The organism is Photobacterium andalusiense, from assembly GCF_900185625.1.
Classification (GTDB): domain Bacteria; phylum Pseudomonadota; class Gammaproteobacteria; order Enterobacterales; family Vibrionaceae; genus Photobacterium; species Photobacterium aquimaris.
This window is the reverse complement of sequence record NZ_FYAJ01000002.1, coordinates 316,713-332,507: the sequence shown is the minus strand read 5'-3', so window position 1 is coordinate 332,507 and position 15,795 is coordinate 316,713. Positions and strand designations below refer to the sequence as shown.

The following is a 15,795-nucleotide window of genomic DNA, read 5'->3' as shown; positions in this document are numbered from 1 at the left end:
CTTACACTTGATGTTGACTGTCATGCCATATTTTGGCTTGCTTATAACTGTCAATGGCTAATAACCGCATTTGTTTATGATCAACAATCGGTAATGGGTAATCGACACGACTAAAACCAGACCATAATGAAGGCGCATGAATATATTTATCAGGTACCGATTCAAGTTCTGGTATCCATTGGCGAATAAACTCACCATCAGCATCAAACCGCTCACTTTGAGTGGTCGGGTTAAAAATACGAAAATACGGTTGCGCATCAGTCCCGGTCGATGCCGCCCATTGCCAACCACCATTATTGGATGCTAATTCACCATCAATAAGCTGCTGCATAAACCACTGCTCACCGATACGCCAATCACATAGCATGTCTTTTACTAAAAAACTGGCACTGATCATCCTTAAACGATTGTGCATCCACCCCGTTGCCGCAAGTTGGCGCATCGCTGCATCGACAATCGGATAACCGGTTTGTCCTTGCTGCCACGCTCGTACGTGGTCACTGTTTTCTAACCACTGAATATTATGGGTATATAACTGAAATGGCTGGTGTTTACTTAAACGATCACAATCATCAAGTAAATGGTTATAAAACTCACGCCATACCACTTCACTGAGCCATACAAAAGCGCCGTTGTGGCTATTTATTTCGACACACTGCGGCTGTGTTTCAATTAAAGCCGCTAAACACTGGCGCGCAGATAATGCGCCGATAGCTAAATAAGGAGAAAGGCAACTGGTGCCATCGATAGCAGGAAAATCTCGTTGTTGCTGATAATATTCCGCTTTAGTTTCACAAAACATTTGCAGCCGTTGTTGAATAGCTTGTTCATCAACGGGCCATAATAGGCTGTCTTGTTTACTGTAGTTAAAGGGTTTAAAAGAAGCGTTATCGTCAAGATTATCGTTGATTAAATTCAAGCAATGCTGACTAAACATTACCTTGTCACTATTTGTAGTCGGTTGATAATTATGCTGTAAAAACTGTTTTAGCCATGCAGTACGAAATGGCGTAAATACTTTGTACATTTGTTGTTGTAGCGTTACTACTTGACCTGGCGGTACAACACAATAATCATCACTACAATGCCAATATTTATTGTGGGTAATTAATGCTTGCTCAACAGCGATATCACGTTGTTTTTCATTCCATCCATGCTGACGATTGCAATAAACTGCGCTAATTTTATGCTGCTGACACAACTGTATAATAGTCTCAGGTACGGTAGAAAAATCGTCACACTCAAGCACTAACAAAGGAATATTAATATCGTTAAGCTGTTGTTTAACAACTTTTAATCGTCGTTCGATAAGATCAACTTGTCGACCTGAAATATGATGCTGATACCACTGCATAGGCGTTGATATATAAATCGCAATCACAGGTAAACCCGATCCGATAGCGCAATTTAAGGCTGTATTATCACTACTGCGTAAATCAGCTCGTAACCATAACAGCGCATGGTTTGTTGATTGAGGCTCAGAATTCATCATTATCCCCTTATTAATACGACTTTAACGCGCTTTAAACTTACTTGGTTACTGCCCATGAATAGTTTTAATACTGCCGACAAAATGTAATTTCACTCCCGTTTCTTGAGTGATCATTTCAATATCTGCTAATTGACGGCGACTTAATTTTGTCTCGCCTACTACTACTAAATGCTGAATGCCACGCTCACGAACAAACGCTGAAATGCCGGTTAAGCGACCCGATAGATTGTCTATAATAGTGACACCGTCACCTTTATAGCACCAAGCTAGTGCGTGTTGCCAAATGTGATGATTATTGTGTTTATCAAAACTAAGTAATAAACAATTGAGTTTTTTTTCATTATTAATTTTAGCTATAACACTTATAAAACATATAGTTAGCGTTGTTGACCATAGACTTTTTTGAATAGCAGATAACGGATTGTCTTGGTGCTCAATAACAAGATTAACTTCGGCTAATAAACGTTGTTGGATCACCTTATAAGGGTAAATTTTCAATGCTTCATTAATCAATCGCTCTAATTTAAACCCATTAAGATCATGGATTGCCGTCAGTATTTCAGCGGTAATATCCAAGGCTTCTTGTGGCTCTAAGGTTGGATCACAATTACCGACTAATAATGGTTTCACCTTACCAATAGATACACCTTTAGATAACCAATCGAGAATTAATTGAATTTTGGCAATATCTGCTTGAGTATATAAACGGTGACCTTTAGGTGTTCGTTGCGGCACTAATAATCCATAACGACGCTGCCACGCTCTTAATGTTACTGAGTTAACCCCAGTAATTTCAGATACCTCACTGATTGCAAACAATTGATTTTCAGTAAGATGACTCATAAAACCCCTTTAGCATTAATGATTAAACATCTATAGTAACTAATGTTTTTATAACGAGTAACGTAACTTGAGACTTTCTGGATAAAGCTCTAGATAGGTTTGATCGGCTAAATAACTATCTGGATGTACTTTTAAATGGTGATTAATCAAGGTTAATGGCGCTATTAACGGTAAATTTCCTTCGCGATAACGCATAATCACATCACGCAGTTCCGCTTTTTGTGATTTGTCTAAATCCCGCTTAAAGTAGCCCTGAATATGCATTAATACGTTGGTATTATTTTTGCGGCTAGCTCTGTTCTTCAATGCATCCATAAATGACTGACGGTATTCAATAAAGAATGCATCCAAATCATCCCATTGATGAATATCAGAAACAAAACGGCCTAAGTCACGATAAGCTTGCTGATCATGCGCCATCAGACATAATTTATAACGCGAGTGAAATTTGATAATACTGTCACGGCTTACGCCATCAGCTACCGAGCGATATAAATCATCTAATGCGTAAATACGGAAAATAAAATTCTCGCGTAATACTGGATCTTGTAGGCGGCCATCTTCTTCAATCGGTAGCCATGGCATTTTATCCATTAACCGTTGAGTAAAAATACCGACAGAGCCCCCTGGTACTGAATTACCATTGTCTAAGTATAATTTAACCCGTTCCATGCCACAGCTTGGCGACTTAGCACACACAATATATCCACGCAGATTCTCGAAGCTCGGTAATTGATTATCAGTAAATGCGATCATTTTATCTGTGTAATCAATACTATTATCTTTACTATCAACAAGACGAACATCAATGGTGTTATCAAGTAAACGAATAACTGGACGCGGTATCGTCATTCCAATACCGACTTCAGGACATACAGGTTTGAAGTCAAAATGTTCGCTTAATTCTTCATCAGCAAAACGATTTCGTTTATGACCACCATCAAAGCGAACTTTCTGACCTAAAACACAAGCGCTGATACCTACTGGAATCCCCATATTGCCTCCAAATCACACTCTAAAGTTGTACAGTTGTTAAATGTTGTACAATAAATGTAGCGAAGATATTTAAGTTGTACAACTTTTTTTTTTGTACAATCCAATAATGGGTTTATCAATAAAGATAAGCACAAACCATAGCCATAAAAAAAGCGACCATGATGGTCGCTTTAAAGATGTTCAATAATGATTGTGGTTACAAGGTTGCCCTTATGCCCAACGCTCTGCTTGCCACTCTGCTTGCTGTTCTTCGTTTAAGAATGTCCACGCCACAACACGCGAGATTTTCTGCCCTTGTGACATTTCAATGGTTTTCACTTGGAATGCGCTGACTTTTTCAAGCTGCTTGTAAATAACACCAAGGTTTTCTTTCTTAGAAACCAGTGTTGTAAACCAGAAACACTGTGTCGCTTTGGTTGCACTTTGGTTGATCATTTTTTTGATAAAACCAACTTCGCCACCCGTACACCACAACTCGGCTCTCTGACCACCAAAGTTAAGCACTGGCGTTGTAGATTCTGATTTGGCATTAAATGCCGAAAGCTTATTACTACGACCATGTGCTTGGCGCTTTTTGTTTGAGTTAGAAGCAAGGTTACGCACTTTACGTTCTGAGCCTGCCATTGCTTCCGCTTCTGAGCCATGGAATGGTGGATTACACATAGTGAAATCAAACACTTCTTCTTCATTGATCATATCCGTAAAGATATTATCAACATTATTTTGCAGACGAATCTGAATCGCACCCTTTAAGCGAGGGTTATTTGCCGCAATAAATTTCGCCGATTTAACCGCTAATTTATCAATTTCAGATCCAACAAACTGCCAGCCGTAAACACGATGACCAATGATCGGATAAACACAGTTAGCGCCAATACCGATATCTAAACCACGAACACCTTTACCTTGTGGAACAGCACCACCATTAGATTGTGCTAATAAATCGGCAATGTAATGAATGTAATCAGCACGGCCAGGGATTGGTGGACACAAAAAGCCCGCTGGAATATCCCAGTAATCAACTTGATAAAAATGCTTTAGCAGCGCTTTATTTAAGGTTTTTACTGCGAGCGGATCAGAGAAGTTTACGGAAAGATCACCATAAGCATTTTCACTAACGTATTGTGCCAACTCAGGTGTTGATTGGGTTAGTGTCGCAAAATCATAACGCGCACGGTGTGGGTTACGTGGATGTAGGCCTTGTTTAGGCTGTGCGGCTTTCTTTTGGGTCATCTTTGCTACTCGCAGGAATCAAATACAATTGAGCGCAGCATTGTACATGCTAAACCTAGATAACCTTAGCACCTTAATAGTCAAATGCACAATAAACACACAATTGGCATCAAAAACTGATCTCTTAGTTTTAAAAACTTGCCACATCATCCAATAAACAGCTCATTGTAATATCTATTTTTGTTAAAGATACACTTATACTTAAATATTAATCTATCTCATTTGGAGTGATATTATGCCAATTAACTCCCTATCGTCTGCGCCTTATCTAGCACGTTATTGTTGGTTATTATCTATTATCGCTATATGGGTGTTGATCGCATCTTATTCCGTAAATACCCATGCTGAGGCTAACATCAGCAATAAAACACTGCGCGTCGGCACCTATTCTTGCCCTCCTTTTGTGATGATTGATAATGAAAATAACTATCAAGGCTTAAGCTTTTTACTGTGGAATAATATTGCGACCAATCTTAACCTTAATTATTCGGTTCAAGTACTACCTCTTAAAGATCTACTGAATGGTGTTGCTAATGGCAGCCTTGATATTGGCTTATCTTGTATATCTATCACCCCCGAACGCGAAGAAATATTGGATTTTTCACATTCTTTTTACGAGACCAATCTAGCCATCGCAGTTAAACAAAAAAGCCATTGGCAGACGTTTAGCAGTATTATTTTCAATAAAAAACTGTTGCAGATCCTAGCCATTATATTGATAACTGCAGCGACGGTTGGTGGTATTTATTATCTACTTGAGCACCGTGTTAACCGTAAACTTTATTCAATGAAATCACCGCTAGCTCGATTAGTTGAAGGATTTATCTTAGGGCTATTATTTATCACCAAAGGCCCGTTTAATTATTATGAATTTAAAACCTTAACCGGACGAGTGATCACGGTATTATTAGCGGTTGTTACGACTTTATTTATTGCCAGTATTACTGCAGTTCTAGCAAGCTCATTCACTTTAGGTCTGATTAATAGCGATATAAAAAGCCCCAATGATTTAGATAATGTGATCACCGGTGCCAAGCAATCATCGACTGCCTCAAATTTTTTAACTAACCACAGCATTAGTCATAAAACTTACCCAACAGTTACAGCAATGCTGGTAGCTTTGAATAACGGAGAAATCAATGCACTAGTTGATGATGATGCTATTTTAAGATATCAAATTAAAATGGCGAAAAGTCAAGGGAATTATCAAAGATTACAAGTACTTCCATATCAATTTGAAAAACAAAATTACGGTATCGTACTGGGAGAAAATAGTCCTTATGATGAAATTATTAATCGTGAATTATTACAATTTCGTAAAAGTAATCAATGGAAAAAGGCACTGACGGAATATTTCAAAATAAAATAAAGGAGCCTCTAATGTGCTCCTTGAAGAAGATATTAAATACCCACTAACGTAATTTAAACAGTCGTCCAAGCTGACTTAACGTTGACGGATGATAAGACCAACAATGATCAAATAGCTCTAATAACTCAGGATTACCATATTTTGATAAATTGACAGCATGAAAACGGTTTTTTTGCTGTTTTAGCTTCTGTACACGTGACTGCATCGCGTCTGGCTGACTCGGCGCAATAAAATCGGATAACACAACAAGATCGGCATTTTTGTATTTCCCAGCAGCCATAAGATCGATTGATTGATCCAATACTGGTCCTAAATCAGTTCCACCATGAAATGAGTATGACAAAAAGTTAACCACTTCATGTAGCCCATCTTGTTTAGTTAATTCATAGGTGATTTGTTGGGTTGAGAACATGATCACAAAACAATCACGCTCTTCAACTAGCGCTATTTGCATTAAGCCATACGCGAGTGCTTTAGCACAATTTTCAGGAAAACCAGACATTGAACCGGAAGCATCAATACAAACAATAAACGGCCCCTTTGGCTGATCAACTTGTTTGGTTTGGCGTTGAAAAGCTTTTACCTTGCGTAATTTTCGCTGTGTTCCTTGCATGCGATAATTCATTAACCGCTTATCGGCTAAGTGTTTATAAAAAATTACTTCAAGTTCAGGATATGCTAAAAACATCGCTTCATTAGGTAATAATTTCGTCAGATCATCACTTTCATGGATGCCGACAATATCATCAGTGACATTGTCACTAATTTCTTCCACCAGCTTCATTTGTTCGGCTTTTACACGCTCTTTATTAGGATCATCAACTTCATTTGCCATTCGACCTAGTTTTTCAGCGATATCTTGCAGACCATTATTCTTTTTTAAGAACGCTGCAATTTTTTTCATGACATCAACATCTGTTTTAGTCAATTTCGCTTGTGCCATGTCCCATAAACGCCCCGCTTTACTAGCGTCACCAGCATCCGTCACTGCCGCCATTTTTTTCATGGTTTCAATACGCTGATAGAGATCTTGCAACAATTTATCTTTTTGCTCTTCTACTTCAGATTCTTGAGCTTCACGCAGAGCATGGGCAAGGTAGTCATACCATTTATCACAAAAGAAGCGTTGAAACATAGGATTATGTTGATTGTGTTCTTTTGCAAATAAGCTTTTAGCTTTGAAATAAAATGCCGATTGCCCTTCTAATCGCTTAACAATTTGCTCAGAATGAGCAATAAAGTATTCTTGATTCCAAGTGCAAACCTGTTGGTAAAAATTGATCTCATCGCTAAATTGTTCAACAACCGTTCCTTTAGCGGTCTTTTTTAGCATTTGACCACGCCATTTCATGATTTGATTCTTCATGGCGGTTTTCACTCCAGGACTCGCTTCAGCAGCCATTAACAATTGTGGCCGTACCATGACTTCATGTACAGCCGAATCAATAACACCCGACTCTGCAAGCATCAAAGCAAAATTTAACCCTTCAGATACTGGCATAGGCATCTATCCTTACTGTCTTTTTCATTATCTATAGCAATGTTGCTTACTATCTCAATCACTGTTGCGAAAAATATTCATCCATGTGAGTAATTCTAAAAGCACTTTTTTCAGCGACGAGTTTGACTTCTGCGACCTCTTCAACACAATCACTCAAACTTTGCTCGATCATTGCAGGAAAATCACCACTTATAAAATTATGTGGTAATGCGCCATGAAACGACGTTCGTGCTTTAATAATATTATGTTCAGACTCGGTAATTTTCGCCATTGCCTGATCAACATCTTGTTGCCACTGTTGCTGTTGTGAGGCCTTTAAGCCTTTATTTCCAGTCACACCCACAAGCACTGGTCGATTGGCAATATCTTTGATCACTAATCGATTTTCAGCATCTATTTCAAACTGTAGTCGACATAGATGAGTATTTTTATTTACGAAGCCATAAATATCACATTTTCCAGTACGAATTTTTTTATCAAACTCATCGCCATCAATATAAACCCAGCGGCTATCACCGAGTTCTTGTTCTGACACCGAAGTATTTTGCTGCAACATAACGAGTTTGATCATGCGTGGATTATTATTAATATTGAACCGCGTTGCTGTGGCAAAATTATATTTAAACCACTCTTTACGCATCGTGCTCTCACGCGTAAAAGTTAACGCAAGCTGAGTGCATATATCTTGATTAATAGCCTCAATCAACACCAAAGTTTGTTTGGCATCAGCAACGGCATCTTTCTGATTAAACGCATATTTGGTCGCAAATTCTTGCATAATAGTAACAATAACATTGCGTGATTCAGGGCTGTGCCATAAACAATCTTGCAGTAGTAGTAAATCAAGTGGATTGATTTGATCTCGACCATTAAAGAATGCACTTGCTTTCAATAATCGTACGGACTTTTTCCAGCGTCGATCTGAAATATACAACTCGCTCTCAGTTGCATGTTCAGTGATTTCACCTGAACGTGCTTCTATCATTGACTTTAACTGATAAATTTTTTCAAAAAGGGTGTCAGTTAGAGTGACATCTTCAATATGTTGTTGCCAGTTTTGATACTCATCATCTTTGATGGTTAATGCAGGATCAATCGTTGTTAACCCACTACCATCCCCCATTAGCATTGACTTAAAATTGTTTTTTTCTTGAATCCGATTAACAAAAACTCGCACTAACATACGATCATACAATGCATCTAAACCGCTATCTGCATCAGGTAGTTCATTGGATGCAGTAATGAGTAACCGCATCGGTATTGGCAAAATATTCTGACCATTTTTAAATGTACGTTCATTGACGACAGTTAATAGCGTATTCAGAATGGCTGGACCTGCTTTCCAAATTTCATCAAGAAAAACCACTTGAGCAGTTGGTAAATAACCATCAATTAAACGGACATATTTACCATTGTCTTTTAGTTCTTGAATAGACAATGGGCCAAACACTTCTTCTGGGGTTGAAAAGCGAGTCATTAAGTAATCAAAGAATTTACTGTCATCAAAAGCTTGAATTAATCGCTTAGCAATTAAACTTTTAGCAATACCTGGAGGACCTAACAAAAAAACACTTTCCCCTGCGAGGGCGGCTAATAAGCATAACTTAATTGTTTCTTCACGTTCATAAACGCCATTAGAAAGCCCACTAATCAGTTTTTGAATACGTTCTGATAAAATAGCTTTATTCGGTGCTGCTGTTGCGACTGTAAGCATATATCCAACCTTGAATTCTTTTCCTACCCTATATTGGTGTCTCGCATACTACTTGTGATATGTAAAGTCACACCAATACGTTACTGCTTTGTTACAGTTATAGCATGATTTTATATCTGATACATCTTATACACTTATTTAATAATAAGGATTAATTGAAGGTTGATAAATAAAATAGTAACAGCTCTACAAATATAGCTGACATAAATGCAGTGAAAGCGAATAATAAAACAAATCAAACAGTTGTAAGTCAGTCTAAGATTATATAGCTCTTTTAAGACTCGGTTTCGCATAGATTAACGCGTTATTAAGTTCATAAAATCATGGTTTAAGTTTCACATTAACGTCATATAAGCGTAATAACATATTTGCTTATCATTAAAATTAATGGAGTAAATAAATGCTAACCAAGGCAACTACTTTATGCGTGCTCTGCACAACACTCGCATTTAGCGCTCAAGCTAACGATACCGTCACTGTTGCCGGTTCAACTTCTGTCAGCCATGTTATGGATATTCTTGCTGAACATTATTCAGTTAAACATCCTGATACTAAGATCAATGTGCAAGGGATAAGCTCATCGGCAGGGATTGTTGCTCTGCAAACAGGTACTGCTGACATTGGCATGAGTTCACGTATTATAAATTCAACGGAGCTTGATCAAAATTATACGATCACCCCTATCGCTCATGACGGTATTGCACTGGTGGTAAACCCAAATAATCCTGTTAATAATATTACTCGTCTAGAAGTGGATAATATTTATCATGGGGTCACTAAAAACTGGCAACAGGTAGGAGGAAATAATAATCCAATAGCGGTTGTTAGCCGTGAAAATGCATCAGGCTCACGTTTCTCATTTGAACACTTTATGAAACTGACCAAAGATATAGCGGGTTTTACGGTATCAGACATTAACCCTGAAGTTTTAGTCGTAAGCACTAATGGCATGGTTAAAAGTTTAATTGCTCGCAATCAACAAGCCATTGGCTATTTATCTTTTGGCTCTGTTGATAGTTCAATAAAGCCGTTATCTTATAATGGTGTATCTCCAAGTATTAAAAATATTCGTTCTGGTGAGTATAAAATGGCACGTCCATTTTTGATTATGTATAAGAAGCAAGGTTTATCAGCTAACACTAAACAATTTATCCAATTTTTAAACTCTGATGACGCCAAGAAAATCATTAACGATAATGGCTATATTGCCGAGCAATCTTAATCACGGTGTATCTACAGAGTGACAGCCACTCGTGATAAGTAGTACGTTTTAACAGAAAAGATAAAAAGGCTTTTAGTTAGTAAATCTCACTAAAAGCCTAAGTTGTTTAATTATTGATTATTTAACTACCGGATAGTTTTCGTTGGCGCCCCATTCTGTCCATGAACCATCGTAGACTGTGACGTTGTCACGCCCAACTTGCTGTGCTGCAAGTGCTAAAATACAAGCCGTTACACCTGAACCACAACTAAAGATCAACCGTTGCTGATCATTACTTAATGCATCAAACTGTTGTTTTAATTGCTCTGTCGCTAGAAAATGACCATTAACCAATAAATTGCCAAACGGTAAATTTTTAGCGTTTGGCATATGGCCACTACGTATTCCTGCTCGCGGCTCTTTTACTGTAGCTAAAAAGCGAGCACTTGGACGTGCATCGATAATTTGAATCTGTTTATCATCCAGTTTTTGACACAATGTATCAGCATCAATCACCCAATTAGGACAAAATTTAGCACAAAAATCACCGCGTTCAATTGCAGCAGGTTCACCGGTTTGTGTCGCATAACCTGCCGCTAACCATGCAGGTAAACCACCATCAAGTACTGATACGTTATCATGTCCCATTGCTTTAAACATCCACCAGCCACGTGGCGCTGAAAACATGCCCTGACTATCATAAATCACGACATGACTACTATTATTAACGCCTAATTTTGCAACTTCAGCCGTGAATAAATCTGCTGGTGGCAACATATGTGGTAAATCCGTATTTGGCGCCGCTATTTGGTGATTAAAATCAAAAAAACGTGCTGTTGGAATACGAACATCAATAAACTCTTGCTTAGGATCACGAGGAACATCAGGCATAAAAGCACTGGCATCCAACACCACAATTGATGCCGCTAACACAGCATCAGATAATTGTTGATTGAGCCATGAGGCAGAAACGATATTATTAGCAGGCGATATCATGAAACAGTCCTTAGGATTAATCCGCAGTCATAATCATTAAATTAGGCCACAATACCTGCCAATTTTTGTCTTGAATACGCTGTTGATAAACGGCAGGTCTTGGGTAATGTGGATTGATGCTAACATGTAATGACCAGTTATGCTCTAACCCAAAGGCTGCAGTAAAAACTAAGCTATTATCTGCTGTTAAACGAACCCCAACACAGGTTGGTATTTCAACCCAGCGTGAAATAGCGTCGGCACTACTTTGGTAAGCTTGATGCTGATGCTTAATGTGCATTCGCGCTTGGTTTTTCACTTCCCAATTTAAATGCGGTAATTGCTGTTGTAACAATGCCGCATAATGCGCTTCAGTCGCTGATGAACAATCATCACGATCAAAATAGACCACATCAATATCATTTAAAGGTGTCATCGGTAGATCATGTAGATGATCCCAGATGGCATTACGGACAAACCCTGCGGCAATAAACCAATCCGGTAAATTAAGCTCACGTACTGCCCGTAAACATGCCATTCTAATTGAATCTCTCTCGATGACAGCTGCTGTCTCAAAAACTAAATCGGTCATCGTATTTCAATCTCTTATGGTTAACAGCACACTACAATGGATTAACTTGCTGAATTAATACCGACATACCTGCGTCAGTTAAATCATTCGTGGTTGCCATCTGCATAATTTCATCAGCACTATAACGTCGACCATCATAAACAACCACAATGCTAGTATCACCGTTTTGCAAGAAATGGGTTTCACCATATGGCGTATAACGCGTCGCACCAATACTGATCACCGCTTGTGTTGGATACTGGCTTTGCTGTAGAAGTTGAGCAATGTTTTCTGTTGGGCCAACATCTTGTTGATGATTCATGCGCTCAACAATCCAATCTAATAGTGTATTATGAAAATAACTGTAACCAACTACTGCACTGTCTTCACCATAACGATGAATATCACCATCACGGTAATGAAAACTCGCAATCCGATAATGGTCTAAAATACCGCCTTCAGCAAAGTGATCGATAGCAATAAGATTGTCACTAATACCTTTACTATTGATACCCCAATTTTTCTTTTCACTGATCTTTTTGGCATGAGGTTTACGAATAGAACAATCGTTATAAGCACTAAAATAACGCGGCACTAACGCAGCGACAGTTTGGGTTACACCATCGACATCAAGGTTGTATACCACATCACAAATTAGTGCGACTTCAGGCTCAATTTGCAGATTATCGGCATCATTTGGTGGTGTAATAATAGTTGACGATAACGGATAAACGGCTAATTGCCCACATTCAAGATTGGGTAAATAAAAAGGGAAAATAGCTTTGGGTTGGATAGCTTCTTTAACTTCAACAGTAATAAAATCTGCAGCTTCACCTGCTTGTTCCAAGTGCCCTGCAAAATTACCTGCAACACCAAAACCAATATATTGATTAAACACAATTTATCCCTAAATACTCATAAAAATATAGGTCGCTATGATAACCATTAATATGATTACTTTCCGTTATCGAGTTAACAATTATTGGCTGCCATCACATAACATTCTTATTTTTGATTCAAGCCTGATCACAATTTAGCCATACGATAACTACCCTTAAAATAACAGTAGTAATAAGGGATTATCATGCCGTTATTTTATTTAAAGCGTACAATGCGTCATTTACTATTATTACTTATCATTGCAGCTAGCTATATTTCACAGCATGCTAATGCAGCTCAAGCAACTCCTAAAGCAATAAATAGTAATCCAGCCTCTCTTTACGCACCATTATTATTACCTTGGCAAGCAGCATTAACCTCATCAAATATAACCGATGTCTATTGCGGCGCTGTTATCATTAGTGACCACTGGCTAATAACGGCTGCACACTGTAATAATAATAATTATATTCATCATGTGATCGCTGGCGTGTCATCTATTCCACAGTTCGGCTCTCAGCCACTCTCTGAACACTATAAATTCAATATTACTCATCGAGTTAGCCACCCTAATTATGATGAGACCATTTTTGCTAATGATATTGCGTTAATTCGTGTTGATCGTTCATTACTCACTGTAGCAAAACCAATACTTATCACCTCACTTGTTGAACAACAAACAGCTGACAGTATTTTTGCTAATCAATGGGTAACGCATCAAAACTCAAAAGCAAACCTTATTACTTCAGGTTGGGGAAAAACCAATATAGCTTCAACATTGAGTTATCCGACACAATTACAACTTATTACATTAGCTGGTGTGCCTGATGATCATTGTCGTGGTTTACGTACTGATAATTCCAAGATTATTTGTGCAGATTCCAACATTGATGGCTTAATTAAAGATGTTTGTAGTGGTGATTCTGGTGGGCCTTTAATTTGGCAGAATTCGCAAAAAAAAGCGGATAATGATTTTGGGCTACGTGTGATTGGCATCACTAGCAATGGTGCACAATGTCAAGATCGTTTAAATGATCCCACTCGCCAATACCAACATCTTCCAGGTCAATATACGGAATTAGCCCCTCTAAGATCATGGTTAGAGTCTTATATTAAACAATATGATCAATTAACTGATTTTTCGCTTTCCATACACAATTCTGCCCCTAATTACAATCAAGATCCATTTATAGTTGCTGACGACTACCCTCAAGATTACCAATTAGTAAAAACACATTCATCATCAGCAGGAAGTATACCGTTAAATATTTTTATTATACTTACAGCGACTGCTTTATTTCGAAAAAGAATTAACAATGGTAATAAATAACGGTTAACACGCTATTTTTGGATAATAAAAAATACAATATTGCCATCAAGCAGTATTACGTAATAATAGAGAAATATTGATACTTATAATGGATATTATAAAATGGATTTCTTCCCAGTATTTCTAAAAGTAAATCATAAACAAATTATCGTTATTGGTGGTGGTGAAGTTGCCTGTCGAAAAGTGGACTTATTATTAAAAGCACATGCTAACGTTACGGTGGTATCACCGCAACTGCACCCTCACTTACAAACGCTACTTGAACAACAGCTAATTGTGCACATTAATCAGCCTTATCAATCTTCACAATTAGTCGGGGCTGATCAAGTTTGGGCAACAACAGACTCATCGACACTTAATCACCAAATTTATAATGATGCCAATGCATTAAAAATTTGGACCAATGTGGTTGATGACCCTGAATTTTGTGATTTCATTACACCTTCAATGGTCGATCGCACTCCAATTCAAGTAGCGATATCAAGTGGTGGAGCTTCTCCGGTTTTAGTGCGCTATTTACGAGAACGCTTAGAAACCTATTTACCACAAAACTTAAGTTTATTGGCGACCTTCTCAGGCAAACAACGTCAACGTATTAAGCAGCATTTCAGCACAGTAGATGAAAGACGCAAGTTTTGGGAACAATTTTTTCGTTTAAGTGCTGTAGAACATGCACGAACAGATGAAGCATTAGAGACCGCTTTTCAGCAATTATTAACCGAAAAAAATAATCACAGTAGTGGCAATGTTTATTTAATTGAAACTGGTCATGATCCCGAATTATTGAGCCTTAAAGCCCTACGCTTAATGCAGCAGTCAGAACATGTATTATACCATAATGATGTCGCAGAGGTGTTTGTAGATTTATGCCGACGAGATGCTGATCGTGAACGATGTGATTATAACAATGTTCAAACACTTACAGATAAATTGGTGCAACAAGGTGTTCGTGTATGCGTATTAGCAACCAAAGATAATCATCGTCCAGCAATTAAAAATTATTGTATGCATCATAAAGGCATTTTCGTGCCTATTTTAGGTTAAGTTAACCCCTATTTGAAACAAAAGCTTTATATCAAAGCTTTAAACAAAAACGCAGAACAAAAGCTCTGCGTTTTTATTATCACTATTTACTAAGTACGACTTTATTCATAATGCGGTGACATTTTTGCATGTAACCAAATGCCTGTTGTTTTCATTAAATAACCAAAGATCACACCAACAATAAGCGACGGAATAACTAACTGCCAATTTCCTGCTGCTGCAAATGTGGCACATGAGCCAATAAATGTACCTGGAATAAAGCTCAACCAACGTTTTTTAGCTTGAGCACACATCATAAATGCAACTAAAGCCGTGATAATATAACCAACAATCTCCAAATTAATGATTGAAGATAATTTAATAATTACCATAGCCCAAAATACACCACTAAGGTTAGTTGCAATACTTAACCCAACCCCTTTGATGCCATCACGTTGTAAAGCAAAATATGTTGTACATCCTAAAAAGCCGCCCCAACTAAGCAAACCAAGAGAAACAGCAACCCAACCCCAAATTCCAGAAAGGATACCTGTTGTTAAGGCGATAGCGATAAGCAAAGACATTATTGATCCCACGTCAATTTTTTAACAATGCGTAGTCTATAGGAAGCTTCATCGCACTTAAAACGATTTAGATCACATATGGAT

At 37.9% G+C, this 15,795-nt stretch carries 14 protein-coding genes; 4 read left to right on the top strand and 10 right to left on the bottom strand.

Features of this window, described 5'->3' with window-relative positions:
- Window position 1: 1 nt before the first annotated feature.
- The 4 genes from phrB to rlmF all read right to left on the bottom strand — a co-directional run bounded on the left by phrB (window position 2) and on the right by rlmF (window position 4,564).
- Complete coding sequence (gene phrB, locus PAND9192_RS07010) at window positions 2–1,489, bottom strand: deoxyribodipyrimidine photo-lyase (RefSeq protein ID WP_087853158.1); 1,488 nt, start codon at window positions 1,487–1,489, stop codon at window positions 2–4.
- A 48-nt stretch (window positions 1,490–1,537) separates the two neighbouring features.
- Window positions 1,538–2,335 carry a MerR family transcriptional regulator gene (locus tag PAND9192_RS07005; RefSeq protein WP_087853157.1) on the bottom strand — a complete coding sequence of 266 codons (798 nt, stop codon included), beginning with the start codon at window positions 2,333–2,335 and terminating at the stop codon, window positions 1,538–1,540.
- A 48-nt stretch (window positions 2,336–2,383) separates the two neighbouring features.
- Window positions 2,384–3,331, bottom strand: coding sequence for a YbgA family protein (locus PAND9192_RS07000; protein WP_060997905.1), 948 nt, complete (start codon window positions 3,329–3,331; stop codon window positions 2,384–2,386).
- Between the two features lie 210 nt (window positions 3,332–3,541).
- Window positions 3,542–4,564 carry a 23S rRNA (adenine(1618)-N(6))-methyltransferase RlmF gene (rlmF, locus tag PAND9192_RS06995; RefSeq protein WP_087853156.1) on the bottom strand — a complete coding sequence of 341 codons (1,023 nt, stop codon included), beginning with the start codon at window positions 4,562–4,564 and terminating at the stop codon, window positions 3,542–3,544.
- Window positions 4,565–4,799: 235 nt separating this feature from the next.
- On the opposite strand from rlmF, the gene PAND9192_RS06990 reads away from it, so the two are divergent.
- A complete protein-coding gene (locus PAND9192_RS06990; RefSeq protein WP_087853155.1) occupies window positions 4,800–5,933 on the top strand; it encodes a transporter substrate-binding domain-containing protein in 1,134 nt (377 codons plus the stop codon).
- Window positions 5,934–5,976: 43 nt separating this feature from the next.
- Here the strand turns inward: PAND9192_RS06990 and viaA are convergent, their stop codons facing one another.
- Both viaA and PAND9192_RS06980 read right to left on the bottom strand, forming a co-directional pair.
- Window positions 5,977–7,434, bottom strand: a complete 1,458-nt coding sequence (gene viaA / locus PAND9192_RS06985; RefSeq protein ID WP_087853154.1) for an ATPase RavA stimulator ViaA — start codon at window positions 7,432–7,434, stop codon at window positions 5,977–5,979.
- Between the two features lie 58 nt (window positions 7,435–7,492).
- Window positions 7,493–9,148: an ATPase RavA domain-containing protein gene (locus PAND9192_RS06980; protein WP_087853153.1), complete on the bottom strand. Its 1,656-nt coding sequence runs from the start codon at window positions 9,146–9,148 to the stop codon at window positions 7,493–7,495.
- Window positions 9,149–9,548: 400 nt separating this feature from the next.
- Here PAND9192_RS06980 and PAND9192_RS06975 point away from each other — a divergent pair, with 400 nt between their 5' ends.
- Window positions 9,549–10,370 (top strand): phosphate ABC transporter substrate-binding protein, encoded by an 822-nt coding sequence (locus PAND9192_RS06975; RefSeq protein WP_087853152.1) that lies wholly within the window; start codon window positions 9,549–9,551, stop codon window positions 10,368–10,370.
- 117 nt (window positions 10,371–10,487) lie between these two features.
- Here the strand turns inward: PAND9192_RS06975 and PAND9192_RS06970 are convergent, their stop codons facing one another.
- From PAND9192_RS06970 to PAND9192_RS06960, 3 genes are read right to left on the bottom strand one after another with little or no spacing between them, the layout of a single operon-like run.
- Window positions 10,488–11,345, bottom strand: coding sequence for a sulfurtransferase (locus PAND9192_RS06970; protein ID WP_087853151.1), 858 nt, complete (start codon window positions 11,343–11,345; stop codon window positions 10,488–10,490).
- A 16-nt stretch (window positions 11,346–11,361) separates the two neighbouring features.
- Window positions 11,362–11,916 carry a nucleotidyltransferase family protein gene (locus tag PAND9192_RS06965; RefSeq protein WP_234999002.1) on the bottom strand — a complete coding sequence of 185 codons (555 nt, stop codon included), beginning with the start codon at window positions 11,914–11,916 and terminating at the stop codon, window positions 11,362–11,364.
- A 31-nt stretch (window positions 11,917–11,947) separates the two neighbouring features.
- Entirely contained in the window at window positions 11,948–12,796 is an 849-nt protein-coding gene (locus PAND9192_RS06960) for a DUF5718 family protein (RefSeq protein WP_370738386.1), read from the bottom strand.
- A gap of 183 nt (window positions 12,797–12,979) precedes the next feature.
- Here PAND9192_RS06960 and PAND9192_RS06955 point away from each other — a divergent pair, with 183 nt between their 5' ends.
- Window positions 12,980–14,104, top strand: a complete 1,125-nt coding sequence (locus PAND9192_RS06955; protein WP_087853149.1) for a S1 family peptidase — start codon at window positions 12,980–12,982, stop codon at window positions 14,102–14,104.
- A gap of 102 nt (window positions 14,105–14,206) precedes the next feature.
- Entirely contained in the window at window positions 14,207–15,148 is a 942-nt protein-coding gene (locus PAND9192_RS06950) for a precorrin-2 dehydrogenase/sirohydrochlorin ferrochelatase family protein (RefSeq protein ID WP_087853148.1), read from the top strand.
- A gap of 101 nt (window positions 15,149–15,249) precedes the next feature.
- Here PAND9192_RS06950 and PAND9192_RS06945 read toward each other — a convergent pair whose 3' ends face one another.
- Window positions 15,250–15,711, bottom strand: coding sequence for a DUF1097 domain-containing protein (locus PAND9192_RS06945; protein WP_060997916.1), 462 nt, complete (start codon window positions 15,709–15,711; stop codon window positions 15,250–15,252).
- Window positions 15,712–15,795: the final 84 nt, after the last annotated feature.

Excerpts from the sequence above, each read along its gene's own strand:
- PAND9192_RS06970 (WP_087853151.1), bottom strand. The coding sequence starts at position 11,345 with ATGATATCGCCTGCTAATAATATCGTTTCTGCCTCATGGCTCAATCAA.
- PAND9192_RS06980 (WP_087853153.1), bottom strand. The coding sequence starts at position 9,148 with ATGCTTACAGTCGCAACAGCAGCACCGAATAAAGCTATTTTATCAGAA.
- PAND9192_RS06975 (WP_087853152.1), top strand. The coding sequence starts at position 9,549 with ATGCTAACCAAGGCAACTACTTTATGCGTGCTCTGCACAACACTCGCA.
- PAND9192_RS06990 (WP_087853155.1), top strand. The coding sequence starts at position 4,800 with ATGCCAATTAACTCCCTATCGTCTGCGCCTTATCTAGCACGTTATTGT.
- PAND9192_RS07000 (WP_060997905.1), bottom strand. The coding sequence starts at position 3,331 with ATGGGGATTCCAGTAGGTATCAGCGCTTGTGTTTTAGGTCAGAAAGTT.
- PAND9192_RS06955 (WP_087853149.1), top strand. The coding sequence starts at position 12,980 with ATGCCGTTATTTTATTTAAAGCGTACAATGCGTCATTTACTATTATTA.
- phrB (WP_087853158.1), bottom strand. The coding sequence starts at position 1,489 with ATGAATTCTGAGCCTCAATCAACAAACCATGCGCTGTTATGGTTACGA.
- PAND9192_RS06965 (WP_234999002.1), bottom strand. The coding sequence starts at position 11,916 with ATGACCGATTTAGTTTTTGAGACAGCAGCTGTCATCGAGAGAGATTCA.
- PAND9192_RS07005 (WP_087853157.1), bottom strand. The coding sequence starts at position 2,335 with ATGAGTCATCTTACTGAAAATCAATTGTTTGCAATCAGTGAGGTATCT.
- viaA (WP_087853154.1), bottom strand. The coding sequence starts at position 7,434 with ATGCCAGTATCTGAAGGGTTAAATTTTGCTTTGATGCTTGCAGAGTCG.
- rlmF (WP_087853156.1), bottom strand. The coding sequence starts at position 4,564 with ATGACCCAAAAGAAAGCCGCACAGCCTAAACAAGGCCTACATCCACGT.
- PAND9192_RS06945 (WP_060997916.1), bottom strand. The coding sequence starts at position 15,711 with ATGTCTTTGCTTATCGCTATCGCCTTAACAACAGGTATCCTTTCTGGA.
- PAND9192_RS06950 (WP_087853148.1), top strand. The coding sequence starts at position 14,207 with ATGGATTTCTTCCCAGTATTTCTAAAAGTAAATCATAAACAAATTATC.